The following is a 24,602-nucleotide window of genomic DNA, read 5'->3' on the forward strand; positions in this document are numbered from 1 at the left end:
CTTCGCGCTCCTCTCCGCGGCAGGCCGATCAGCCGCAGGTCGTCAGCATCTCCTCCAGCGCCGACTTCTCCTCCGCGGTGACCGACAGGCCGTAACCGTGCTTCACGGTGACCCAGTCGGTGGCGTACTCGCACCACGCGGCCTCGACCGGCTTCCACTTCGACGGGTCCTTGTCGCCCTTCGAACGGTTGGAGCTCTTGTCGGCGGCGACGAGCTGCGGCAGGTCCATGTCGTTGGCGAACTGCTCGCGGCGCTCGTCGGTCCACTCGCTCGCCCCGCTGCGCCAGGCGTTGGCCAGCGGAACCATGTGGTCGATGTCCACGTCGGAATCGTCGGTGACGGTCTCCCCGCTGTAGGTGCTGACCCAGCTGCCGGACGTCGCCTCGCAGGAGTTGTCCACCTGCACGTCCGTGCCGTCGCGGACCAGCACCGCTTCCCGGGTGTTGCAGTTCTTCCCGGCCTCCGGCGCGGGAATCCAGTGCTCGAAGCTCTTGCGCGAGTAGCCGTCCATCGACCCGGCCGGCTTCACCTCGAGACCGGTGAGCTGCTCGGACGCCTCACCCGCCGACGCGGTGGCGGGCGCCCCGGAGTCGGTGCCGAGCACCTTGTCCAGCGCACCGGACTCGAACACCAACCAGCCCAGTCCGATGATCAGCGCGGACACCACGGTGATCCACACGGGAGTGCGCTGCTTCTTCTGTTGTCCTGTCGACATGCTCGCTCCGGCTCCGATGTTGCTGTGCGCAGCCCATTCGATCACGGAGCGCCATGCGGGCAGTACCGCCGTGCGCGGGAGATCACGTGGCGGACCGGTACAGATCGCGGAGCAGGGCGATCTCGCCGCCGTGGTGGCACAGCTCCCGGTTCAGGTGCAGCACCAGCGTCAGGTACGTCCGGTCGGCGTGCGGGCCCTCCGCGGGACCCACCGGCTCCGCCCAGCGCTCGGCGGGCATCGACCCGATCCCGTCCCGCCACAGCGCGTGCTGGCGGTCCAGGTGGGCGAGCGCCGCCGCCGCGGAAGCCGGGTAGTCGTGGTGGTCGATCCGGTACGAGCCGTCGCCGAAGTGGTTCGACACGCGCATCGCGAACACGTGGTCGGCGACGTGGCACAACCGCCACGCGATCGTCGTGAACGGCGGCGGATCGGGAGCGGGGAAGGAGAAGTCGAACTCCCAGCCGCGCCCGGTCTCGCGCACCGACCAGCAGCCCGGCACCGGTTCGCGGAAGTACTCCGCGTCGGTGAGGCCGTCCAGCCGCGGCCGCCAGTGCTCCCAGTAGAAGTCCAGCTGGTCCAGCGCCTCGTCGCGGAAGTCCATGCGCCGCAGCGTAATCGGCGCTCCCGGCACGCCGCCGCCCAGCGAGCCTGCGGACGAGGTGGACGGCGAGGGGGAGCGCGGCGGCCGCTCCGGGATCCGGAGCGGCCGCGCGGTTCAGGGGTTCAGCCGGTAGCGGGTGCGGGCGTGCTCGCCGTAGGGCGCCGGGTGGACCGTCGCGCGGATGCGCGGGAAGCCGAGGTCGGCGTCCGGGGCGGTACCGGGGCCGGGGTGCTCGCCCCAGGCGACGTGCACTCCGGTACCGGTCCGGGCGTGCTCCCGGTCGACCAGCGCGAGCGCCAGGACCGTTCCGGCCGGATCGAAGGAATCGGTCTGGTGGGTGACGCCCACCAGCGCGCCGTCCACCTCGACCCGGTTGCGGGCGTAGCCGTGCACGAAGCCCTCGCCGAGCACCGCCCGCACGTCGGCCGGATCGAACTCCAGCGTGACCTTGGTGCGGCGGACGTCGTCCTTCGCCTTCAGCAGCGCGTCGCGGCCGATGAAGTCGTGGTCGAACGAGATCGACCTGCCGTAGCCGAGCTCGTAGGGCGTGCAGTAGTGGTCTTCGATGTCGGGGGAGAAGAAGCTGCCGGTCAGCGGCCGGACTCCCTCGTAGCTGCGCAGCGGCAGGTGCTCGCGGTACCCGGACAGCTCGGGAGCGGTGTAGATCGCCGGGGTCGGGCTCGGAATCCACCCGCTGTCCATGCTGGCCGTCGGGTACGCGAGCCCGCCGACGCGGACCAGGCCGAACCGCTCCCCGGCGCGCAGCAGCGCTTCCTCCACGGCGGCCCCGTGCTCCCACTCGCCGAAGAACTCGAAACCGGGCTGCCCGGCCATCCCGTGCCGCAGGGCGCGGAACCGCATGCCGCGCAGCTCCACCGGGGTGGTGTGGAAGAACCGGACCGGCGGCAGCGGGCCGCCGAACACCGCCGCCACGAGTTCGCCCGCCAACGGCCCCTGCACCTGGTACCGGAACAGCTTCGGCGGACCGCCCCGGTGGCGGGAATCGGGGTCGGTGCCGAACTCGACGTCGTAGCCGCCGTTCGCGCCGTGGTACTTGACCCAGTTCTGCGCCGCGGGCACCCCGCTGAGCAGGTAGCGCTGCTCGGCTTCGCGCAGCAGGATGCCGTCGGTGATGATGTTGCCGTCCGGCGCCACCGGCACGAACTGCTTGGCCCGCCCGACCGCGAAGTCGCGGTAGTCGTTCGCGCTCACCTCGGACAGCAGGCGCGTGGCGTCCGGTCCTTCGATCGTGGTGTCGGACATGTGGTGGGAGAGGTCGGACAGCGCGACGGCGGAGTGCCAGGCGTGCTGCTCCTGCCGCCAGCCCGCGTGCTCGGGTGCGACGACCGGTGGTGTCCACGGTGCGTCGTCCGGGCGCCACAGCAGGTCGACGGGCGAGCCCGCCTCGTTGATGCCGTCTTGCAGGCTGGGTGTCGTCACCCACCGAGGATCGGCCGGGGCCCGCGCGATCGCCACGACGCGGTGCCGATCGGGCCGGAACCTCCACCGCGGTGGCCGGGGGTGGTGGTGCTCCGCTGCGCGAGCGGCCCGCGCGGGGGAAGTCCGCCACCGGGTCACATCGGCACCAACCGGCCGTGCGTGATCAGGGATCCGGCCTGCTTGACGCGCCTGCCCCGGATGCTCACCTGGTGGCCGAGGATCCCGGGAACGGCCGCGACCTGCGAGGTCAGGTAGCGGTAGAGGTGCTCGGCGTCCCGGCACACCACGATCGCGACGAGGTTGTGCGCCCCGCTGATGGCACCGGCGTACGCGGTCTCGGGGTGACGGGCGAGCGCCGTCCCCGCCCGTTCCAGGTCCGCGGGCGCCACGCGCAGCAGCAGCGTGGCGTGGAGGTGGAAGCCGAGCTTGTCGGGGAGCAGGTCGACGCCGTAGGCCAGTGCCCCGCACGACCGCAGCACGTCCATCCGGCGGGCCACCCGGTTCGGCGGCCAGCCGGTGGTCGCGGCGAGCTCGGCGCGCGTGGCCCGGCCGTCTTCGGCGAGCGCCGCCAGCAGCGGCGCGTCCCCGTCGGACGGGCCGCCCGGGCTCGGCCTGCCCGGGCTCGAACCGCCTGGGCTCGGCGCGCCTGGGCCGGGATCGTCAAGGCTCGGCTCACCCGAGTTCGAACCGCCCGGACTCGGACCCTCCGGGACCCCGGCGGCGAGACGGCGGAGCCCGTCCGGTGCGAAATCCGGGGCGAACCCGGTCCACTCGGCCGTGCCGGGCTCGCCGAACGGGTGGAGCAGCAGGTCGATGCTCAGGTCCAGCACGGACGAAGCCCTGGGCAGCCGTTGCAGCAGCAGGTCGTCGTGCCCGGCGCCGACGGGGGAGCGGACGATGCACACGATCTCGGAGCCGCCGGACGCCAGCGCGAGGTAGGCGACGTCGGAACGGCGGGCCAGCGACCCCGCCAGCGGCTCCACCCGGTCCGGCCGGCAGCGGATGCGGGCGAGCCAGCGCGCGTCGCCCGGCCCGCCAGGGCTGACCAGGCCGACGACGCGCACCACGCCGTCGCGGCGCAGCGCCCGGTAGCGCCGGGCGGCGGTCTGCTCGGAAACCCCGGCCACGTCGGCGATCCGCCGGAACGAGGCGCGCGGTGAGCACTGCAGCGCGCGGAGGACCTTGCCGTCGACCGGATCGATCATGGCGGGATCGTGCCAGCACGTGCCGGTCGGCCCTCGGCGCCCTCGGCGTGCCCGGCGATTCGGCGTGCCCGGCGATTTGGCGGACCTGATGATCCGGCGGACCCGGCGGACCCGGCGGTCCGGCGTGCCCGGCGATTTGGCGGACCCGATGATCCGGCTGGTCCGGCGGACCGGCGACCTGGTGCCCGGCGGATTCCGGCTACCCGGTGACCCGGCGGACCTCGGCACCCGGCGCGGACTCGGCGACCCGGGGCCCGCGCCGGGCCGGGCCGGGCACCTCAGCCCGGGCTGGAGCGGCCGTGGCGCCAGTAGCCGAAGAACGCGATGTCCTGCTTCGGCATCCCGTGCTCCTGGACCAGGTGCCTGCGCAGGCCGGTGGCGAGCTTCGACTCGCCCGCCACCCACGCGTAGCCGCGGCCCGGCCCCGGCGACCACTCCTTCGCCGCGGCGAGCGCCAGCACCCCGGGCACGTCCCCGGAGCCGTCCCGGGCCACCCAGCGCACCCGCGCGCCCGGGGGAGCGGTCACGTCGGGGCGGATGTCGGCGGTCTCGGGAACCTCCAGCACCACGTCGGCGCGCAGGTCGTCGGGGGCGTGTTCGAGGATCGCGAGGATCGCGGGGACCGCGCTCTCGTCGCCGACGAGCAGCTGGTGCCGCGCGTCGTCCGGCGGCAGGTAGCTGACGCCGATGTCGAAGATCCCGGCCGGGTCGCCGGGCCGCGCGCGGCGGGCCCAGTCGGCGGCGGGGGCGTCCTCGTGCAACGCGAACTCGACGTCGACCTCGCCGCTTCCGGGGCGCCTGCGGCGGATCGTGTAGTTGCGCACCCACGGGCGGCGGGTCTTCGGCAGCAGGAGCAGCTCCGCCATCCACGCGTTCCCGGAGCTGGTGGGCATCCGCAGCCGGTCCTGGCCTTCGCGCGGGAAGAACAGCCGCACCGCCTGGTCGTGGCCGCCGTGGTCGAGGTGTTCCAGCTCGGGGCCGCCGAGGGTGAGGGTGGTGAAGTTCGGCGAGGTGGTGGTGTTCGCCAGCACCTCCAAGGTGATCATCGTGCGGTGTTCGGGCGTGCGGATCTTGGGCAGCACGAGTTCGTCCCTTCCGTTCAGAGATCCACAGCGAGGTGGTGGGACGACGCTCGGGACACGCAGGGGTACATCCTGCCGGGTGCGGCGCCGATGTCGTCGCGGTGTTCGGGTTCACCGGCGAGGACGACGAGTTCGCAGCTGCCGCAGACCCCTTCGCGGCAGCCGCTCGGCACCGGGTGCCCGGCGTGCCGCAACGCGTCGAGCATCGACTCGTCGGCGTCGACGCGAACGCTGCTCCCGGAACGGGCGCACCTCACGTCGAACGCGGCGTCGGGGGCGAACGTCCTGGCGGTGGGCCGGAAGCGTTCCAGGTGCAGCCGGCCGGCGGGGAAGGTGGCCTCGGCGGCGGTGAGCATCGCGTCGGGGCCGCAGCAGTACACCAGCGCCTCCGGGCCGAGCTCGGCGGCGAGCGCGGCGAGGTCGGGGCGCCCGCCGGTGTCGGTGGTGGCGATCCGGACCCGGTCGCCCAGCTCGGCGGCGAGTTCGGCGGCGAACGGCATGCTCGTGGTGCTGCGGCCCGCGTACACCAGCCGCGCGGCGGCTCCGGCGGCGAGCGCGGCGCGCAGCATCGGCGCGATCGGGGTGACGCCGATGCCACCGGCCAGGAACAGGTACTCGGGGGCGGGCAGCAGCGGGAAGTTGTTGCGCGGCGGGGAGACCTCGACGGTGCGGCCCGCGCGGAGGAACAGGTGGACGTACTCCGAGCCGCCGCGGCTGAGCGGGTCGTGGCGCACCGCGATGCGGTAGCGGCGGCGGTCGGCGGGGTCGCCGCACAGCGAGTACTGCCGGGTCAGCCGGTTCGGCAGCGACAGGTCCACGTGCGCGCCCGGTTCCCAGGGGGCGAGCGGGCCGTCCGCGCCGCGCAGCTCCAGGGACACGACGCCGTCGGCGATCGGCTCGACGCGGTCGAGGATCGTGTGCTGCACGGATGAACCACCTTGGCCGAGTGCGGTCTCCAGCGCGCCTTCGCGGCGCCGATGGCCTGCGTAGGTGCAGGTCATGGCTCAATTATGAGCAATTGTTCGCTTCGGGCGCTACTCGCTTTCCGGCCGCCGGATCGGGACTCCGCGCCGGCATGGCTCCCGGCGGCGCGAACAGCCGCGCGACATCCCGTGCGAGCTCACCCGGCCCCGGGATCCCGCGACGGCTGCTCGCGTTTCGCCCGTCACCAGGGAAGCGCTGGACTGCGACGTGCTCGGCGTCGCGGGCGCCGACCTGCGCATCATGGTCTACACGGCTGATCCCGGTACGGAGGACGCCGACCGGCTCGCACTGCTGGCGGTCCTCGGCACCCAGTCCGTGTCCTAGCGGCGCTGCGGCAGGCTCGATCGCGCGTGCGGTGTCCGTCGGACGCGGGTCCAGCGGCGCCTCGCGGATTCTCGGCCGCCGGACCGGTCAGGACCGCAGCCGCGCGAAGATCTCCGGGTCGTGGGCGCAGATCAGGTCCACGTCGGGTTCGCTGCCCGCGTGCAGTTCGGCGAGGCGGGCGTGGTTCGCCCGCACTTGGCGGAGGTCGTGCGCCACCGAGGTCTCCAGCAGCCGCAGCGCGATCGGCACCGGCGCGCTCCCGTCCAGGCTGCCGGGGTGGTAGAACGCGTCCCCGGCGTGCAGCACCCACCGCTCGCCGGACCGGACCGCGACCGCCGCGTGCCCGCGGGTGTGGCCGGGCAGCGCGATCAGCACGAGTCCGTCCGCGATGCCGGTGAGCTCCTGCGCCGCCGGGAACCCGCGCCAGGCCTCGCCGTCGGCGCCGTGCTCCACCAGCTGCGGTCCGTGCGCCCACTGCGCGGCCCGGAACCGCAGCCGCTCCTTGCGGGACGGGGAGTGCAGCGCGCCCGCCGCCTCCGCCGCGGTCAGGTGCACCCGGGCGCGCGGGAAGTCGGTGAGCCCGCCCGCGTGGTCCAGGTCGAAGTGGGTGAGCACCACGTGCCGCACGTCCTCGCGGCGGAAACCGAGCCGCTCGACCTGGTGCGCGGCGGTCTCCTCGGCGCGCAGCGCGGGCCGCACCACGTGCCGGAACGCGCCGAGCCGCCGCGCCGGATCGGCGATGTCGGCGAGCCCGAACCCGGTGTCCACCAGCACCAGCCCGGCCTCGGTCTCCACCAGCAGCACGTGGCACACCAGCGGTGCACCGGGCAGGTTCAGGGTGCCGCAGTTGAGGTGGTGCACTCGCACGGGAGGTCCTCGCTTCGTCGCGTCCTACTTGATCGACAACCTACCGCTCGGCGAGCTCGGCCAGCCGCCCCAGCCCGTCGTGCCCGGGGGTGCCGGGTTCCGCGGTGAGCGCGATCAGCTGCTGGTCCGGGTCGGCGGTGCTGGCCAGCGCCGACCAGTCCAGGACGAGTTCCCCGGCCACGGGGTGCCGCAGCACCTTGCTGCCGGATTCGCGCGCCGCCACCTGGTGCGCGCCCCACCACCGCCGGAAGTCCGCGTCCTGCGCCGACAGCTCCGCGACCAGCTCCGCGAGCAGCGGATCACCGGGTGCGGCGGCGGCCTCCATCCGCAGCTGCGCCGTGCAGGCCCGCGCCACCTCCGGCCACCGCGGGTAGCGGGAGCGCACCTCCGGTTCGAGGAACACCAGCCGCACGAAGTTGCGCCGCCGCAACGGGATCCGGTCGAAGTCGGTGTACAGCGCGGCCGCCATCGGATTCCAGGCCAGCACGTCGGTGCGGCGGCCCAGCAGCATCGCCGGGGTCGTGGTGAGGTCCGCCAGCAGCCGCAGCAGGTCGGGCCGCGCCCGCTGCCGGACCGGTCGCGCGGGCCGACCGGCGTCCTTGCCGGAGAGCTCGAACAGGTAGGCGCGTTCGTCCGCGCCGAGCAGCAGCACCCGCGCCAGCGCCTCCAGCACCGGTTCCGACGCGGTGCGCCTGCCCTGTTCCAGCCGGGTGTAGTGGTCGGTGCTGATCGAGGCCAGCGCCGCCACCTCCTCCCGGCGCAGGCCGCGGACCCGCCGCCTGCCACCGGAACTCCCCAGCCCGGCCGCCGCCGGGGTCAGCGCCGCGCGGCGGGCGCGGAGGAAATCGCCCAGCGCACCGTCGCCCGAGGTCCCGATCGTCATGGCACCAGTGTCGCAACGCCTAGCCTGGGACAGCGCTGTCCCAGGACGAAGCAGGCCCTGCCTCCCGCGCCGCGACCGCGCCAACCTCGACGGCACGAACCCCGACGAGGACCCGAGGACCATGCGCACCGACGTCACCTTCCCCAGCAGCGGCCTGGCGCTGGCAGGCATCCTGTTCACCCCGGACGACCCCGGCCCGCACCCGCTGCCCGCGATCGTCGTCTCCCACCCGGGCGGCGGCGTGAAGGAGCAGAGCCCCACCACCTACGGCGAACGCCTGGCCCGCGCCGGGTTCGCCGTGCTCGCCTTCGACGCCGCCCGCCAGGGCGCCAGCGAAGGCGAACCGCGCGGTGAGGAGGACCCGTTCCAGCGCGCCGAGGACGTCCGCGCCGCGGTGAGCCACCTGACCACCCGGCCGGAGGTCGACCCGGAGCGGATCGGGGCGCTCGGCATCTGCGCCTCCGGCGGCTACGTGCCGTACGCGGCGCAGAGCGACCGGCGGATCAAGGCGGTGGCCACGGTCAGCGCCGCCGACTTCGGCCGGGTGGTCCGGGAGGGCGTCGACGGCACCCAGCCGCCGGAGGTGCTCGACGCCGTGCTCGCCAGGGCCGGCGAGCTGCGCACCGCCGAGGCGCGCGGCGAGCCGCCGCACCGCGAACCGTGGGTGCCGGGCGAGTGGCGCGACTCGGCGCACCGCCAGGACCGCGAGACCTGGGAGTTCTACCGCACCGCCCGCGGCTCCCACCCGCGCGCGGGCGGCACCCGGCTGCCGCGGGACCTGGACCGGATCGCGCTGTACGACTCGTTCGCGCTGATCCGGCTGCTGGCGCCCCGGCCGCTGCTGATGATCGCCGGGTCGGCGGCGGACACCGCGCACTTCAGCCGGGAGGCGGTCGCGGCGGCCACCGGGCCCGCCGAGCTGCGCACGGTCGACGGCGCCACCCACGTCGACCTCTACGACCGCGACGAGCACGTCACCACCGCCGTCGCCGAACTGATCCGCTTCTTCGCGGCGCACCTGACCGCGGCCGGGTGATGCGCGAACGGTCCCTCCGGAACGGGGGACCGGAGGGACCGTCGCGTGCCGGAGGCGCGGTTACGCGTTGTCCTCCTTGAGCATGTCCGAGCACTTCTCACCGATGGCCATCGTGGTGATGTTCGGGTTCACCGCCACCAGGAACGGCATCGCCGAGGCGTCCGCGACCCGCAGGCCCTCGACGCCCTTGACCCGCAGCCGCGCGTCCAGCGGCTTGCTCGGGTCGCCGTCCGCGCCCATCGGCACCGAGGCCGCCGGGTGGTAGACGGTGTTGTGCGTCTTGCGGATGTAGTCGGCGATCTCGTCGTCGGTGCGCACGTCCGGCCCGGGGTGCAGCTCGGCGCCGGCCCAGCCCGCCATCGCCTGCTGCGAGACGATCTTCCGGGCGAGCTTGATGCCCTCGGTCATAACCCGGATGTCGTGCGCGTCGGTGAAGTACCGCGGGTCGACGCGCGGCTTGTCCCGGAAGTCCCGGGTGCGCAGCCGCACCGTGCCGATCGACCGGCTGCGGGTGACGTTCGGCGTCAGGCAGAAGCCGTTCTCCGTCGTCGGGTAGCCCTGCCGCGCGGTGTGCATGTCGAACGGCACCGAGCCGTAGTGGAACATCAGGTCCGGCCGGTCCAGCCCCGGTTCGGTGGTGGTGAAGATGCCGATCTCCCACCACTGCGTGGATTCCGCGGGCATCGGCTGCTTCGCGTCCCAGCCGATGACGCCTTCCGGGTGGTCCTGCAGGTTGGAGCCGACGCCGGGGGAGTCGACCAGCACGTCCACCCCGACCTCGCGCAGGTGCTCGGCCGGGCCGATGCCGGAGAGCATCAGCAGCTTCGGGGTGTCGATCGCACCGGTCGACAGCACCACCTCGCGCCGCGCCCGGACCGTGCGGGTGTGGATGAGGTCCGGGTCGAGGTAGGCGACGCCGGTGGCGCGCTTGCCGTCGAACACGACCTTCTTGGCGCGCACCTCGGTGCGCACCTCCAGGTTCGGCCGCTTCCCGATGATCGGGTGCAGGTAGGACACCGACGACGAGGAGCGGGTGCCGTCCTCGCGGGCGTTGATCTGGAACCAGTTCGCGCCGTGCGTGACGGTCCGGCCCGAGTTGAACTCGGTGATCGGGATGCCCGCCTGCTCGCAGGCCTGCAGCAGCGCCGCCCCGGACGGGTCCTTCGGCGGCACGCTGCGGATCGTCACCGGCCCGCTCCGGCCGTGGTGCTCACCGGGGCCGTCGTTGGTCTCCAGCCGCTTGTACAGCGGGAACACGTCCTTCGCGCCCCAGCCGGTGGCGCCCAGCGACTCCCACTCGTCGAGGTCCTCCGCGGGCGCCCAGAACGCGATGCACGAGTTGTGCGAGGAGCAGCCGCCGAGCACCCGGGCGCGGGCGTGGCGCATGTACGAGTTGCCCTGCTCCTGCGGCTCCACCAGGTAGTCCCAGTCGTAGCCGGACTCCAGCAGCGCCATCCAGCGGTCCAGCTCCAGGATCGCCTTGTCGCCGACGTCGGACGGCCCCGCCTCCAGCAGGCACACCGTGGTGTCCGGGTCCTCGGACAGGCGCGCGGCGACCGCTGCTCCGGCACTGCCGCCTCCGACGACCACGTAGTCGAATTCCTCGGTCATGGTCACAGCTCCGTTTCCGCTCAGGACAAGGCCGGTTTCGGGTCTTCTTCGGCGGCGGCCGCCGCGTGGTCGGCGAGCACGCCGATGCGGTGCCGCTGGACGAACCAGTAGTAGGCGAAGCCGCCGAGAGCGGCGATGCCGACGAACAGCACCGAGCTCCACTGCAAGTACCAGTGGAACGGCGGTTCGGCGTTGTAGACCTCGTTGCGCGGCCAGGCCAGGTTGATCGTCATGCCCGCGCCCCACAGCACGGCGAGCACGTTCACCGGCAGGCCCCAGCGGCCCAGCGAGAACCGCCCCTCCTGCTTCGCCGAGGACCACCGGCCGCGCAGCCGCGCCACCAGCATCGGGATCGTCACCAGCAGGTACGAGATGTAGATCAGGATGATCGCGAGGCTGGTCACCGCGGAGAAGATCTGCGGCTGCCCGATGTTGACCACCAGCAGCGCCACCGCGAGCACGCCGATCACGACCGCGGGCACCACCGGCGTCTGGAACCGGGGGCTGACCCGCGCCAGCTTGGAACCGCCGGGCAGCGCGTTGTCCCGGGCCATCGCGAACGCGATGCGGATCGCCGCGGTGTGCACCGCCAGCACGCACACCGTGATCGCCACGAACACCACCAGCAGGAACAACCGGCCCACCAGCGGGCCGAGCGCGTCGGTGAGCACGAACTGCAGCCCGTCCTCGGTGAGCTGCGGCGCGGTCAGGTCGCGGGCGGCCATCAGCGCCAGCAGGATGATCAGCCCGCCGAGCACGAACGAGGCGATCAGCGACCGCAGGATGGCCTTCGGCGCGTTGCGGTGCGGATCGATGGACTCCTCGCCGAGCGAGGAGGCGGTGTCGAAGCCGTACATCACGTACGAGGACGCGATCGCCGCGACCAGGAACGCGCCCAGGTAGCCGCTGCCGCCGTAGGCCGCGCCGGTGCCCTGCGTGTCGAGCACGACGTCCGGCCCGCGGGTCGCGAACACCGCCAGCACCAGGATCAGCACCACCGCGGCGATCAGCTCGATCGCGACGCCCGCGCTGTTGATCCGGGCCATCAGCTTCACGCCGAACGCGTTGATCAGCGTGGTGAACACGATCAGCGCGGTGGCCAGCAGCACGCCGTTGGCGGCCTCGCTGCTGCCGCTGCCGTCGCCGATGACCTGGAAGGCGCCCCAGATCTGCGGCAGCGTGTGCTGGTAGGCCAGCGCGGTCGCCGCGATCGAGACGATGGAGGCCAGCAGCATCATCCAGCCCGCCAGCCAGGCGACGTGCTTGCCGCCGAGCCGCTTCGACCAGTTGTAGATCGAACCGGCGATGGGGTAGTGCGAAGCCAGCTCCGCGAAGCTCAACGCCACCATCAGCTGTCCGAGGAAGACCATTGGCCAGGACCACCAGTAGGCGGGGCCGCCGAAGGACAACCCGAAGTACGACAGCTGGAAGGTGCCGGTCAGCACCGAGATGTAGCTGATCCCCGCGGCGAACGTGTGGAACGAACCGAGGGTTCTCTTCAATTTGTTGGTGTAGCCGAACTCGCTGAGCTCGGCGTCACCGGAGGGCGCGCTCATGCCCGAAACTCCTTTCCCGCGCCCGCCCCCCGCGGGAGGGCGGGGGAGAGCGGCGGGTGGTCGTTTTGCGCAGATCAAGTAGGACGTGACGTGTCCTGGCCCGCCCGGTCAGCGGCCGTCGAACCACCGCGGCGGGGTCGGGCGCAGGTTCTGGTGGATGTGCTTGGCCTCCTGGTACTCGCCCAGCCCGGCGCGGCCGAGTTCGCGGCCCACGCCGGATTGCTTGAACCCGCCCCATTCGGCCTGGGGCAGGTAGGGGTGGAAGTCGTTGATCCACACGGTGCCGTGGCGGAGCCGGTGCGCGACGCGCTGCGCCTTGCTCACGTCGGAGCTGAACACCGCGCCCGCCAGGCCGTAGTGGGTGTCGTTGGCGATGCGCACCGCGTCGTCCTCGTCGGTGAAGCGCTCCACGGTCAGCACCGGGCCGAAGGACTCCTCGACGACGGCGTACGAGCCCTGCCGCACCTCGTCGAGCACGGTCGGCAGGTAGTAGTGCCCGTCGCGGTACTGCTCGCCCTCGGGGCGGCGGCCGCCGGTGCGCAGCACGGCGCCCTCCTCGACGGCCTTCGCGACGTAGGCCGACACCTTCTCCAGGTGCGCGGCGGAGATCAGCGGCCCGGTCTCGGCGTCGGCGTCGAACGGCCCGCCGAGGCGGATCCGCTCGGCGCGGCGCACCACCTCGTCGACGAACCGGTCGTGGATCTCGTCCTGCACGATCAGCCGCGCCCCGGCGGAGCAGACCTGGCCGGAGTGCAGGAACACCGCCATCAGGGCGTAGTCCACGGCGGTGTCGAAGTCGGCGTCGGCGAACACCACGTTCGGGTTCTTGCCGCCGAGTTCGAGGGCGACCTTCTTCACGGTGGCGGCCGCGGCGGCGGCGACCTTGCGGCCGGTGTGCAGGCCGCCGGTGAACGACACCAGGTCGATGCCGGGGTGCTCGGACAGCACCGAACCGACCTCGGCGCCGGTGCCGAGCACCAGGTTGCCGACCCCGGCGGGCAGCCCGGCCTCGGTGAGCGCCCGCATCAGCAGGATCGCGGTGCTGGGGGTGAGCTCGCTGGGCTTGAGCACGAAGGTGTCGCCCGCGGCGATCGCGGGGGCCACCTTCCACGCGACCTGCAGCAGCGGGTAGTTCCAGGGCGTGATCATGCCGCAGACGCCGACCGGTTCGTAGCGCACGCGGCTGAACGAGTCGGGCGAGCCGGTGTCGATGACGCTGCCGCCGTCGGTCCCGGCGATCTTGCCGAAGTACCGGAAGCAGGCGGCGATGTCGTCCATGTCGTATTCGCTCTCCACCAGCCGCTTGCCGGTGTCGCCGGATTCGGCGCGGGCGAACTCGTCCTTGTCCCGGACCAGGATGTCGGCGACCCGCAGCAGCAGGTCACCGCGCTCCCACGCGGAGGTGCCCGGCCAGGTGCCGTCGTCGAAGGCGCGGCGGGCGGCCTGCACGGCGCGTTCGGTGTCGCCGCGGTCGCCCTCGGACACGGTGGTCACGAGGGCGCCGTCGGCGGGGCTGCGGATCTCGCGGACCCCGCCCGCCGCGGCGGGCTGCCAGGTTCCGTCGATGAACAGCGTTTCGGTGTTCGGCATAGGTGTCCCTGCTGGTCCTTCGTCCGTACGGGTCTCAACTGCGGCGCGTGATCGCGCGGGCCGCCGGTGTCGGGGGCGGCGGGAGCCGGGGTGAGTCGCTCTCGGCCGGTGCTCGGCGGACCGGCTGCGTTGCCGGGGGACACTAGCACCGGGTGTGTACATCTGTACATCATCGGCGGTTCCCCGGCGTCCGATCGGACGGTCCCCGGGCCGATGACCAGTGCCGACGGCACGAGGGTGACCTGGCCCGCAACGTCCCGCGAACCGCGCATGGCAGGCTGGGACCATGTCGACGACGGAGTCCGCGCCGCGCCGCAAAGATCCGGCCAGGCGGGAGCGCATCGCGCGCGCGGCGATCACCGTCGTCGCCGAGCGCGGCATCGAGAAGCTCACCCACCGCGCCGTGGCCGCCGCCGCCGAGGTGCCGCTGGGCTCCACCACCTACTACTTCCGCACCCTCGACGACCTGCTCGCCGAGGCGCTGCGGCACTCCGCGCAGGACGACGTGGCCGAGCTGCGGGCCTGGGCCGACGCCATCGACGGCGGCGCCGAGCTGGCCACCGCGCTCGGTGACCTGGTGCTGCGCTACCTCGGGCCGCACCGCACCCGCACCGTCGTGCAGCACGAGCTCTACATCGCCGCGCTGCACCGCCCGGCCCTCGCGCACGTGAGCACCGAATGGGACGCGGCGCTGGTCGAGCTGTTCACCTCCTATACCGATCCTGTTACCGGAAGGGCACTTTCGGCGGTATTCTGCGGGCTGCTGCTGCAGGGCATCGTCCGCGAGTCGGTGCCGAGTCGAGACGAAATCGAAACCACTTTTCGCCGAGTGCTGCTGCCGAGCGGAAATCGCTGACGCCGCAACGACTTCCGGCTCCGGCGCCACCGCCTTCCCGTCGGTTTTCCCACCGATCTCGGGAATTCGATCAGTTGATCTTATAGGTGTTCCGGGTGAACAATGGACCGCAGCGATCCGTTTTTCGCCAGCACCCGCCGGGTGACCGGACAGGGCAATGTCGTCCCAGCAGAGTCGTCGTGCTGATGTCCGGGTTCCGCCGGTTCCCCCCGGCGGAGCACATCCACGGGTGATCCACCGGTGTAGAACGGACATTGCCGCGTCGGGGCGTGGCTCGCTCCCAGCAGGACAACTGATGATCAACACATTCTCAGTGGGGTGAGACCGTGGGCTACCACAACGAAGATCGTGAACTGGTGCCGCTGAAGTCCGATTTCGACACCGTCTGGTACGGCTACCGCCGCTCCCAGGTGCGCTTCTACATCCAGCAGACCGATGCCGAGGTGCGCATGCTCACCGAGGACCGGGACGCCGCGCTCAGCCAGGTCGACGACCTGTCGCAGCAGCTGGAACAGGCGCGATCCGAGATCGAGGCGCTGCGCGCCCAGTTCGACGAGGTCTGCAAGCAGCCGGTCGACGAAGCCGGCCTGTCCGACCGGCTGCGCCGCATGGTGCGGCTGGCCCACGACGAGGCCGACGAGGTCGTGTCCTCCGCGCAGGCCGCCGCCGAGCACGAGTGGGCCCGCGCCGAGCAGTCCGCCGCCGAGCTGCGCGCCCGCTACGAGAACCTCGTCGCCGAAGCCGACCAGTGGCGCAGGCAGTCCGAGACGCAGCGCAACGAGGCGCTCGCCGAGACCCGCCGCGACATCCAGCGGATGGCCCGCGAAGCCGAAGCGCACCGGCGCAAGCTCGACCACGACGCCGAAGCGCGCCGCACCCAGGTGGAGAACGACTTCGAGATCTCCATGGCGGCCCGCCGCGACGAGGCCAACCGCGTGCAGGCCGAACGCGAGCAGCGCAGCCGCGACGAGGCCCGCCGCCGCGTCCTGGAAGCCACCGCCGAAGCCGAACGCCGCATCCGCCGCGCCGACGAGCACTCCGACGCGATGCTGCGGATGCGCCAGGACCTGGCCGGACGGGTCCGGGCCGCGCAGCAGATCATGGCCGACGCGGAACCCTTCCTCAGCGACGTCGAAGCGGGCGCGCTGACCGAGGACTCCGATGCCTACGCCGCGAGCGTCGTGCACGGCGGCCTGCTGGAGCAGGACCCGGAGGTCGAGGTCCCGCGCCAGCGCGCCAAGCCGGCGCCCGCCGAGGCCGAAGCGGAATCCGCCGTCGTCAGCGGCTGATCCGGCGGCCCACCGGCCGGGGTCGGGTCCTCGCGACCCGATCCCCCGGTGCGCGCGGGGCTACCGGGTTGATGGCCGCGCCGAGTGCTCGGTGCAGGCGATCCCCCGTGCGCGCGGGTCTACCGCCCCGCTCCGATCCGCACTAGGTTGGTCGCCGACGGTGATCAGCGCGGTGTGAGGGGGCGCGGATGCGGATCCGAGGCTGGCTGTCGGTGCTCGCGGCGGGATGCGTGCTGCTGGCGGGAACACCGGCCGCGGCGGCGCCACCCGCCGCCGACGACCTGCGCGATCGGCTCGAAGCGGTGCCCGGGCTGACCGTGCTCGGCGAACGGCCCACCGAACCCGGGTTCCGGCTGTTCGACCTCACCTACGCCCAGCCCGCCGACCACCGCGACCCGTCGTCCGGGGAGTTCCAGCAGCGGCTCACGCTGCTGCACCGCGGCGAGGACCGGCCCACCGTCGCCTACACCACCGGCTACGAGCTGCCCGCCCAAGCGGCCCGCACCGAACCGACCCGGCTGCTCGACGGCAACCAGGTCGCCATCGAGCACCGCTTCTTCACCCCGTCCCGGCCCGGCGACCCGGACTGGACGGACCTGAACATCTGGCAGGCCGCCACCGACGAGCACCGCGTCATCGACGCGCTCCGCGGCCTCTACGACGACCGCTGGGTGACCACCGGGGCCAGCAAGGGCGGCATGACCGCCGTCTACCACCGCCGGTTCTACCCGCAGGACGTGGACGCGACCATCGCCTACGTGGCGCCGAACGACGTCGACAACGACCAGGACCGCTACGACGAGTTCCTCGCCACCGTCGGCAACGCCGAGTGCCGCGACGCGCTCACCGCGGTGCAGCGGGACGCGCTGACCCGGCGCACCGAGCTGCGCGACCGGTTCACCGCCTACGCGGCCGCCGAGGGGCTGACCTTCGACCGGATCATCGGCGACGCGGACCGGGCGCTGGACGCCGTCGTGGTCGACGCGCCGTTCGCGTTCTGGCAGTACCGCGGCGTGCAGGACTGCGCGTCGATCCCCGGTCCCGGCGCGAGCCTGGACGACCTGTGGGGCTTCTTCGACGAGACGGTGCAGTTCTCCTCGTACACCGACCAGGGCCTGGACCCGTACGTGCCGTACTACTACCAGGCGGGCACCCAGCTGGGCTGGCCCGACGTGTCCGACGAGCCGCTCGCCGACCTGCTGCACAACCGGTCGATGGGGGAGCCGCGCAACTTCGTCCCGCGCGAGATCGACATGCGGTTCCGGCCGGGCGCGATGGCCGACGTCGCCGCCTGGGTCGCATCGCAGGGCTCCGAGCTGATGTTCGTCAACGGCGCGGCCGATCCGTGGAGCGCGGAACCGTTCCAGCTCGGTCCCGGCAGCCGCGACTCGTACGCGTACCTGGTGCCCGGTGGCAACCACGGTTCGAAGATCGAGGCCCTGCCGCCGCAGCAGCGCGCCGAAGCGGAGGCCACCGTCCGCCGCTGGGCCGGCGTCGACCAGCCGCCCGCGCGAATCCGCACCGCCCTCGACCGGGCGGACGACCTCCCCCGGACCCCACCGATGCTGCCCTGACCGGGCGCCACCCCTTCCCGATCTCACCCCCACTCCCACCAGGTGAGTGCCCCACCGGCCCACCCTCGCTGGCCGAATGGGCCACTCACCTGTCCCGACCGGGCGCGTCATCACGAGGTGAGTGGCCCGTTGGCCCAGTGTGGTTGGCCGAATGGGCCACTCACCTGTCCCGACGGGGTGCGTCATCACGAGGTGGGTGGCCCGTTGGCCCAGTGTGGTTGGTCGAATGGGCCACTCACCTGTGCTGACGGGGTGCGTCATCACGAGGTGGGTGGCCCGTTGGCCCAGTGTGGTCGGTCGAATGGGCCACTCACCTGTGCTGACGGGGTGCGTCATCACGAGGTGGGTGGCCCGTTGAGCCAGTGTGGTCGGGCGGGTGGGCCACTCACCTGGGTGGTTCGGTGGGGTGCGCGGGCTGGTGGGTCAGGCGGCTTCGGGGGTGGCGCGGCGGGAGGCGAAGCGGTCGTAGGCCGCCATCAGCCACTTGTGCGTCGGGCGCTCCACCAGCTTCGTCAACGCCCACCCCAGCAGCACGCCGTTCACCAGGAACGCCAACGTCTGCAACGTCGGCCCCACCCCGAGGTCCTGCAGCAGCCGCGCCACCACGTACCCCAGCGTCTGGTGCATCAGGAACACGCCGTAGGAGATGCCCGCGAACCACTGGATCGGTCGCCACGCCCACTTCGGGATCACGCGGTTCCAGTCCGGCCCGCGCGCGGTCAGCGCCACCGCCACCATGCCCACGCACACCGCCACCGTCGAACCCCAGTCCGCGACCAGGCCCTCCGGCGTCTCGGCGTAGTTGTGCAGCGCCTGGCCGAGCATGCAGGCCGCCAGCAGCACCGCGAAGTGCGGGGTGCGGATGCGCTTGGTCGACCACATCCAGATCGCCACGCCCACCACGAACAGGTGCCAGCGGTGCATGCCGATGCCGTCCACCACCATCCGGTACCACTCCGGCGGCTGGGACACCCGCAGCGGCCACTGCGCGGCGGGGATGAGCACCGCGGCCCACAGCACCCCGATCAAGCGGCGGCCGTGCCCGTACCGCGTCGAGTACAGCACCGCCGCGGCGCTGAAGCCCATGAGCTGCAGCGGGACCGTCCAGTGCGAGCCGTCGATGTAGAAGTACTCCGACGGGTGCCAGTTCCACAGCATCAGCAGGTTCGCCGCCAGGTCCTCCCCGGTCGGCGCGAACCAGCCCTCGATCGGCAGCAGCTGCAGCACCAGGTAGATCAGCACGACGGCGGCCAGGAACGGCGGCAGCAACCGCGCGATCCGGCCCCACCAGTACCGCGGCAGCGTCCCGCGCCCGATCGTCACGCACGCGAAGTACGCGGAGATGACCAGCAGCAGGCTGGCCCCCACCTGGTACGGGAAGACGATCTTGCGCGGGATCAGCTCGGGATGGAGGAACACGCTCAGGAAGGTCGCGTGGTACAGCATGACCAACCCGACGCAGCCGGCCCGCACGACGTCCCAGCTGATCTTGCGCTTGCTCCGCGTGCCCGAGTGAGCTCGTGCGGGCGCAGTGGTTCCTTCAGGCACGGCGCCACGTTACCAATCGCGGTTTTGCCCGTTGTGACCCAACCGCAGGACAACCGCCATCCGTTGGAGTGATCAGCGACATCTCGCGCAGAAGCCGATCTTCGAGGTGATCGAGCTGCGGGCCCGGCAGCGCTCCACCGAACTCACTCGAACGGGGCGGCAGTGGCGGACGGTGAGCAAGGGGCGACGAGCCCGCCACCCGGCGAGGAACAAGTCGACGCGGCAGGTGGTTGGGACGCACGAGGAACACCGAGCCTTGAGAGGGAGAACGATGGCCGTCGCCGTAGGACGCGTGGGCGTGTGGATGCTGGCCCCCGCCTGGGACCTCGACACCGCGGAGCACCGGGAGGCCGTCGCCGAACTCGACGCGCTCGGGTACGGAGCGCTGTGGCTCGGCATGGCACCGGGCGACCTGCGCGTCGTGCAGGGCCTGCTGGAGCAGACCAAGAAGCTCGTCGTCGCCACCGGCATCATCAACATCTGGACGCACGAGGCCGCCGACATCGGCGCCGCTTACCAGCGCGTGGACCGCGTCGCTCCCGGCCGGGCGCTCGTCGGGCTCGGCACCAGCCACGCGCCCCTCGTCGAACGGGCCGGGCAGAGCTACACCAAGCCGTTCAGCAAGCTGCGCTCCTTCGTCGACGAGCTCGACGCCGCGCCCGAACCGCTGCCCGTGCAGGCCCGGGTGCTCGCCGCGCTCGGCCCCAAGGCGCTGCAGCTCGCCGGCGAGCGGTCCGCCGGGGCGCATCCCTACCTGACCACCCCCGAGCACACCGCCTGGGCCCGCGAAGTCCTCGGCGACGGGCCGCTGCTCGCTCCCGAGCAGAAGGTCGTGCTCGAAACCGACCCGGACAAGGCCCGCGAGATCGGCCGCGCCGGCGCCGGCCCCTACCTGGAGCTGCCCAACTACCTCAACAACCTCCGCCGCCTCGGCTACACCGACGAGGACTTCGCCGACGGCGGCAGCGACCGCCTCATCGACGCCCTCGTCGCCTGGGGCGACCTCGACGCCATCGCCGAACGGGTCGCCGCCCACCACGACGCGGGGGCCGACCACGTGGCCGTGCAGGTGCTCACCGGCAGCTCGCCGCAGGACCGGCGGAGCGCGGTCCCCCGGGAGCAGTGGCGCGAACTGGCTCCAGCCCTGCTGGGCTGAAGTGCTGGGTCTTCTCGTTCTGCTCGGGGAACGGGTGGCGGAACCTCAGCGCTTTCCTCGCTGCGGGATCGTTTTCACCGGTGGCTCCGCCACAGGAGAAAACGCTGTCCTCGCGAGGAAAGCGCTGAGAACCCGCGGCGGTGCCGGTGTCTTTGGTGGTTGCTGGTCAGCGGCTTCGCCGCTGAGGGGATCAACTGATCTGCTGATCAACTGGTCTGCTGGTCAGGTGGTTCGGGGTTGTTCGTTGTGGTGTGCGGGGCCAGGTGGGCTATCGGGCTTGCGGTGGTGCCTCGGGGGTGGGCGCGGAGGGCGGTGCGGGCGGTCGTCGCGTGGGCGTGGTCCACGACGGCGAGGAGGCGGCCCGCGCAGGCCGCGTGCAGCGGGTCGATGCCGAAGTGGTCGGCAGCCCGGCGCACCTCCGGGGTCACCGGCACCGCCGAGCGGTCCAGCAGCACCCGCACCGAGGCGGCCCGGGCGATCTCGTCCAGCGCCGCGGCCACCCCGCCGCCGGTCACCTCGCGCAGCGCCCGGACTCCGGGCACCGCCAGCACGGCCGAGGCCAGCCCGGTCAGCGGCGCGACGTCCGAGACGACGTCCGCGCCGAGCGCGACCGCGAGGCCGTGCTCCCCGACCGGCCCGCTCACCAGCACCGCATCTCCCGGCCGGGCGCGGGCGGCACCCAGCCGGTGCGCTCCGCCGCGCGCGCCCACCCCGGTCGTGTCGATCGCGCAGCCGCGCACCCGGCCGCGCCGGACGACCGACACCCCGTCGACCGCCACCGGCACGCCCGCCGCCTCGGCCGCCGTCACCATCGACCGCGCCACCCGCCGCAGGTCACCGGCCGGGAAACCGGCTTCGACGGTGAACCGCACCGACAGGTGGTGCGGCACCGCGCCGGAGACCGCGAGCGCGTTCACCGTGCCGGAGACCGCGAGATCACCGATCGTCCCGCCGGGGAAGAACAGCGGCGAGCAGGCGAACGAATCGGTCACCAGCACCAGGCCGCCGGGCGGCGGGGTGGGCGGCGCACCGCGGAACTCCGCCCGCAACACCGCTTCGGCGGTCGCGGCCGACCGCACCGGTCCGCCCCGGACCAGGACGCGTTCGCCGCAGCCCGTCACCGCGGCGGCTCCGGCCGCCCGAGCAGCTCGTCCAGCGTCGCCGCCCGCTGCGGCCGCGCCCGGTGCTCGTGGAGGCGGGGCCGGGGGAGCCTGCGCCGCGGCGGCCCGGCGACCGCGGCGTGCCACAGCGCGGCGGGCAGCGCGAACCCGGCCACCCCGGCCCGGGACAGCCGCGCCGCGTGCAGCGCCCCGCCCGCGCCGAGGTAGAACAGCGTGCCGCCGAACCGGAATTCCAGCGGCACCTCCCCGTCCCGCACCGCGTGGAAGTACTGGGCGGCCACCGCGTCCGCGTCGCACGCCACCGGCAGCGCGGCACCGGTGTTCCCGCGGAACGGGCCGACGACGGTGCTCGTCCGACTCCACGGCAACGCGCGCATCGTCGTCGACCACCGCTCGGGTGCGCCGAAGACCTCGGTCAGCCGGATCGCCTCCGCGGTGTCGTAGCGGCGCCGGGCCGGGACGATCCGCAGCGCCGCGACCAGGCTGATCGAGCGGACCCGGACCTCCGGCGGTGCCTCCACGCCCAGCAGGAACCGCAGCGCGGGCCCCGCGCCGGAGCGGATCGGTTCGGCGCCGAGCACGGTGAACACCGGTTCCGGCGCGGGCCCGGTGGCGGCCTCGGGCAGGTCTTCGGGGGCCGCGGTCATGCCGCGCCCGCTTCGGTGAGCGTCATCCCGGAAACCTCCCAGCGCCTCGGCCACGCCGCAGTGTCGACCGCCGGACGCACCCCTGCAACGCAGGCCCCGCCACCGGGCGAACCCGGACGAGGACGACCGCGCCGCGGGTTCGCCGGGTGGCCCGGCCTGATCATCGCCAGCGGTAGCGGCGTTCCGGGCGGCCGGTGCCGCCGTAGCGCAGCCGCACCTCGGCGCGGCCGGTGTCCACGAAGTGCTCCAGGTACTTGCGCGCCGACACCCGGGACAGCTCGGCCAGCGCGGCGCACTCGGTCGCCGACAGGTCGTCCGCCGCTTCGCGCAGCACCCGTTCCACGACGCCCGCCGTCTCGCTCGCCAGCCCCTTCGGCGTCGTCGCGGGCCGCGGCGGGACGCCGAAGAGCCGGTCCACGTCCTGCTGCGCCGCCGGGGCGTCCCCGGGCAGTTCGCTGATCCGGTCGTGCAGCGCCCGGAAGTGCTCCAGCTGCTCGCGCAGCGCGTCGGAGCTGAACGGTTTGATCAGGTAGTGCAGCGCTCCGCCGCGCACCGCACCGCGGACGGTGTCCAGGTCGTGCGCGGCGCTGATCACCAGCACGTCCGGTTCGGTGGACGGCCGCGCCCCGGTGCGCATCGAGCGCAGCACGCTCAGCCCGTCCACGTCGGGCAGGTAGATGTCGAGCAGCACCAGGTCGGGCCGCAGCCGCTCCACTTCGCGCAGCGCCTCCGCGCCGGAGTGCGCGACGCCGACCACGCCGAAGCCGGGCACCCGCTCCACGTAGCCGCTGTGGATCTTCGCGACCATGAAGTCGTCGTCGACGACCAGCACCGTGATCACCCGGTCACCTCCGCGTCCAGCGGCAGCCGCGCGGTGAACACGGCGCCGTGCTCGTTGCGGACCTGCACCGAGCCGCCGCGGCGGCGGCAGATCCGCCGGGTCAGCGCCAGGCCGAGCCCGCGGTCCCCGTCCCGGGCGGCCTTCGTGCTGAAGCCGTGCCGGAAGACCTCCTCGACGATCTCCGGCGCCACGCCGGGACCGGAGTCCCGCACCACCAGCGTCACCACGTCGCCCGCGTGCCGCAGGTCCACCTCGATCCGGTCGTCGCCGGAGGCGCCGTCGACGGCGTCCAGCGCGTTGTCCACCAGGTTCCCCAGCACCGTGGTCACGTCCGCGGACAGCTGTTCGTCGAGCTCGCCGAGCGCGCTGCCCTCGCTCAGCCGCAGGCCCACCCCGCGTTCGGCGGCGAGGCTGGCCTTCGCGATCAGCAGCGCCGCGGTCGCCGGGTCGGCGATGCGGGAGGACACCTCCGCCTGCCACTGGCCGCGGCGGTGGCTGATCCGGTCCACGAACCGCGCGAGCTCGTCGTGCTCGCCGAGTTCGAGCAGCCCGGAGATGGTGTGCAGCCGGTTGCTGAACTCGTGGGCCTGCGCGCGCAGCGTGTCGGTGGTGGTGCGGTGCGCGGCCAGTTCTTCCCGCAGGTCCACCAGTTCCGTCCGGTCCCGCATGGTGATCACCGCGCCGACGGTGGAGATCGGCATCCGGTTCAGCACCACCACGCGTCCGCGGCGCAGCACGATCTGGTCGACGCCGGACGTGCGGCCGGTGAGCACGTCCCGCGCCCGGTCGTTGAGGTCCAGCGCGTCGATGCGGCTGCCGACGCAGTCCGCGGGCAGCGACAGCAGTTCCCGGGCCTGATCGTTCACCAGCGTGATCCGGTCCTGCTGGTCCACGCCGAGCACGCCTTCGCGGATGCCGTGCAGCATCGCCTCCCGGTGCTCCACCAGCCGCGTGATCTCCTGCGGTTCCAGGCCGAGCGTCTGGTGCTTCACCCGCCGCGCCAGCAGGATCGACCCGGCCACGGCCAGGAACGTCGCGAACGCCAGCAGCACCAGCGGATCACCGGGGGCGCGGCGGATGCCCGCGAAGAAATCGGGGGTTTCGCGCCCGGCCGCGACGACGCCGATGATCCGGGCGTCGTCGCCGATCACCGGCACGTGCGCCACCAGCGATTCGACGCCGTCGGCGCCGCGCACGTCCCCGACCCAGGCGCGGCCGCGCAGCGCGGTGCTCCCGCCCATCGGCAGCGGCTGCCCGCGCTGACCGGGATCGGGCGAGGTCAGCACCACGCCCCGGCCATCGGCGATGATCACCTGGTCGGCGCCGGAGAGGCTGCGCGCGCTCTCCGCGAAGATCGGCAGCGCGTCCCGGTTCACCGGGTCCTGCAGGCTCAGCCGCACCCCGCCGGTCGCGGCGAGGTCTTCGGCGACCGACAGCATCCGCCTGCCCTCGGTGGTGCGGAACGCGGCGTTGGACTGCGACACCGAGAACACCGCGACCGAGGCCAGCAGCACCAGGATGATCGCCAGCTGCCAGCCGAGCAGCTGGCGCGAAAGCGGCCCGCGCATGCCCCACCTCCCTCGCCGCGTCGCGTGGTCCGACCGACGCTAACCCGCTGACCTGCGCGGGCGGGTGGAAGGGTGGCTTCGAATCGGTGACACAACGAACACAACCAC

The 24,602-nt window shown here is 72.9% G+C and carries 21 protein-coding genes; 5 read left to right on the top strand and 16 right to left on the bottom strand.

Going from position 1 to position 24,602, the window contains the following annotated elements; genetic code table 11:
• Window positions 1–28 precede the first annotated feature (28 nt).
• The 8 genes from AC29IT_RS20250 to AC29IT_RS20285 form a co-directional block, all read right to left on the bottom strand.
• Complete coding sequence (locus tag AC29IT_RS20250; RefSeq protein WP_488219778.1) at window positions 29–715, bottom strand: HNH endonuclease family protein; 687 nt, start codon at window positions 713–715, stop codon at window positions 29–31.
• A gap of 82 nt (window positions 716–797) precedes the next feature.
• Window positions 798–1,316 (bottom strand): DinB family protein, encoded by a 519-nt coding sequence (locus AC29IT_RS20255; RefSeq protein WP_488219779.1) that lies wholly within the window; start codon window positions 1,314–1,316, stop codon window positions 798–800.
• A 114-nt stretch (window positions 1,317–1,430) separates the two neighbouring features.
• A complete protein-coding gene (locus AC29IT_RS20260) occupies window positions 1,431–2,756 on the bottom strand; it encodes an aminomethyl transferase family protein (RefSeq protein ID WP_488219780.1) in 1,326 nt (441 codons plus the stop codon).
• Window positions 2,757–2,890: 134 nt separating this feature from the next.
• Window positions 2,891–3,961 carry an Lrp/AsnC family transcriptional regulator gene (locus AC29IT_RS20265; RefSeq protein WP_488219781.1) on the bottom strand — a complete coding sequence of 357 codons (1,071 nt, stop codon included), beginning with the start codon at window positions 3,959–3,961 and terminating at the stop codon, window positions 2,891–2,893.
• A gap of 278 nt (window positions 3,962–4,239) precedes the next feature.
• Window positions 4,240–5,043, bottom strand: coding sequence for a siderophore-interacting protein (locus AC29IT_RS20270; protein WP_488219782.1), 804 nt, complete (start codon window positions 5,041–5,043; stop codon window positions 4,240–4,242).
• 17 nt (window positions 5,044–5,060) lie between these two features.
• Window positions 5,061–5,969: a PDR/VanB family oxidoreductase gene (locus tag AC29IT_RS20275; protein WP_488219845.1), complete on the bottom strand. Its 909-nt coding sequence runs from the start codon at window positions 5,967–5,969 to the stop codon at window positions 5,061–5,063.
• Between the two features lie 469 nt (window positions 5,970–6,438).
• Entirely contained in the window at window positions 6,439–7,218 is a 780-nt protein-coding gene (locus AC29IT_RS20280) for an MBL fold metallo-hydrolase (protein WP_488219783.1), read from the bottom strand.
• 40 nt (window positions 7,219–7,258) lie between these two features.
• Window positions 7,259–8,101 carry a helix-turn-helix domain-containing protein gene (locus tag AC29IT_RS20285; RefSeq protein ID WP_488219784.1) on the bottom strand — a complete coding sequence of 281 codons (843 nt, stop codon included), beginning with the start codon at window positions 8,099–8,101 and terminating at the stop codon, window positions 7,259–7,261.
• 121 nt (window positions 8,102–8,222) lie between these two features.
• Here AC29IT_RS20285 and AC29IT_RS20290 point away from each other — a divergent pair, with 121 nt between their 5' ends.
• Window positions 8,223–9,137, top strand: coding sequence for an alpha/beta hydrolase (locus AC29IT_RS20290; RefSeq protein WP_488219785.1), 915 nt, complete (start codon window positions 8,223–8,225; stop codon window positions 9,135–9,137).
• A gap of 60 nt (window positions 9,138–9,197) precedes the next feature.
• On the opposite strand, the gene AC29IT_RS20295 is transcribed toward AC29IT_RS20290, so the two are convergent.
• From AC29IT_RS20295 to AC29IT_RS20305, 3 genes are all read right to left on the bottom strand, one after another.
• Entirely contained in the window at window positions 9,198–10,748 is a 1,551-nt protein-coding gene (locus AC29IT_RS20295; RefSeq protein WP_358445707.1) for a GMC family oxidoreductase, read from the bottom strand.
• 20 nt (window positions 10,749–10,768) lie between these two features.
• Window positions 10,769–12,304, bottom strand: a complete 1,536-nt coding sequence (locus AC29IT_RS20300) for an APC family permease (protein WP_358445710.1) — start codon at window positions 12,302–12,304, stop codon at window positions 10,769–10,771.
• 108 nt (window positions 12,305–12,412) lie between these two features.
• Window positions 12,413–13,894, bottom strand: coding sequence for an aldehyde dehydrogenase family protein (locus AC29IT_RS20305; RefSeq protein ID WP_488219786.1), 1,482 nt, complete (start codon window positions 13,892–13,894; stop codon window positions 12,413–12,415).
• A gap of 286 nt (window positions 13,895–14,180) precedes the next feature.
• Between AC29IT_RS20305 and AC29IT_RS20310 the strand changes: the two genes are divergently transcribed.
• The 3 genes from AC29IT_RS20310 (at window position 14,181) to AC29IT_RS20320 (ending at window position 17,613) form a co-directional block, all read left to right on the top strand.
• Window positions 14,181–14,750, top strand: a complete 570-nt coding sequence (locus AC29IT_RS20310; protein ID WP_358445715.1) for a TetR/AcrR family transcriptional regulator — start codon at window positions 14,181–14,183, stop codon at window positions 14,748–14,750.
• 326 nt (window positions 14,751–15,076) lie between these two features.
• Window positions 15,077–16,039 carry a coiled-coil domain-containing protein gene (locus AC29IT_RS20315; RefSeq protein WP_358445718.1) on the top strand — a complete coding sequence of 321 codons (963 nt, stop codon included), beginning with the start codon at window positions 15,077–15,079 and terminating at the stop codon, window positions 16,037–16,039.
• Window positions 16,040–16,227: 188 nt separating this feature from the next.
• The gene (locus tag AC29IT_RS20320; protein WP_358445721.1) at window positions 16,228–17,613 is read left to right on the top strand and encodes a S28 family serine protease; all 1,386 of its coding nucleotides are present in this window, start codon (window positions 16,228–16,230) and stop codon (window positions 17,611–17,613) included.
• A 423-nt stretch (window positions 17,614–18,036) separates the two neighbouring features.
• On the opposite strand, the gene AC29IT_RS20325 is transcribed toward AC29IT_RS20320, so the two are convergent.
• Entirely contained in the window at window positions 18,037–19,161 is a 1,125-nt protein-coding gene (locus AC29IT_RS20325) for an acyltransferase family protein (protein ID WP_358445723.1), read from the bottom strand.
• Between the two features lie 271 nt (window positions 19,162–19,432).
• On the opposite strand from AC29IT_RS20325, the gene AC29IT_RS20330 reads away from it, so the two are divergent.
• Window positions 19,433–20,317: an LLM class F420-dependent oxidoreductase gene (locus AC29IT_RS20330; protein WP_488219787.1), complete on the top strand. Its 885-nt coding sequence runs from the start codon at window positions 19,433–19,435 to the stop codon at window positions 20,315–20,317.
• Between the two features lie 206 nt (window positions 20,318–20,523).
• On the opposite strand, the gene AC29IT_RS20335 is transcribed toward AC29IT_RS20330, so the two are convergent.
• The 4 genes from AC29IT_RS20335 to AC29IT_RS20350 all read right to left on the bottom strand — a co-directional run bounded on the left by AC29IT_RS20335 (window position 20,524) and on the right by AC29IT_RS20350 (window position 24,494).
• Window positions 20,524–21,438: an AIR synthase-related protein gene (locus AC29IT_RS20335; RefSeq protein WP_488219788.1), complete on the bottom strand. Its 915-nt coding sequence runs from the start codon at window positions 21,436–21,438 to the stop codon at window positions 20,524–20,526.
• Window positions 21,435–22,085: a DUF6084 family protein gene (locus AC29IT_RS20340; RefSeq protein WP_358439684.1), complete on the bottom strand. Its 651-nt coding sequence runs from the start codon at window positions 22,083–22,085 to the stop codon at window positions 21,435–21,437. The genes AC29IT_RS20335 and AC29IT_RS20340 overlap by 4 nt, the downstream gene beginning before the upstream one ends.
• A gap of 160 nt (window positions 22,086–22,245) precedes the next feature.
• Window positions 22,246–22,926, bottom strand: a complete 681-nt coding sequence (locus tag AC29IT_RS20345) for a response regulator (protein WP_358439686.1) — start codon at window positions 22,924–22,926, stop codon at window positions 22,246–22,248.
• A complete protein-coding gene (locus AC29IT_RS20350) occupies window positions 22,923–24,494 on the bottom strand; it encodes a sensor histidine kinase (RefSeq protein ID WP_488219789.1) in 1,572 nt (523 codons plus the stop codon). The genes AC29IT_RS20345 and AC29IT_RS20350 overlap by 4 nt, the downstream gene beginning before the upstream one ends.
• Window positions 24,495–24,602: the final 108 nt, after the last annotated feature.

It is taken from the genome of Saccharopolyspora sp. MMCC62 (assembly GCF_057736575.1).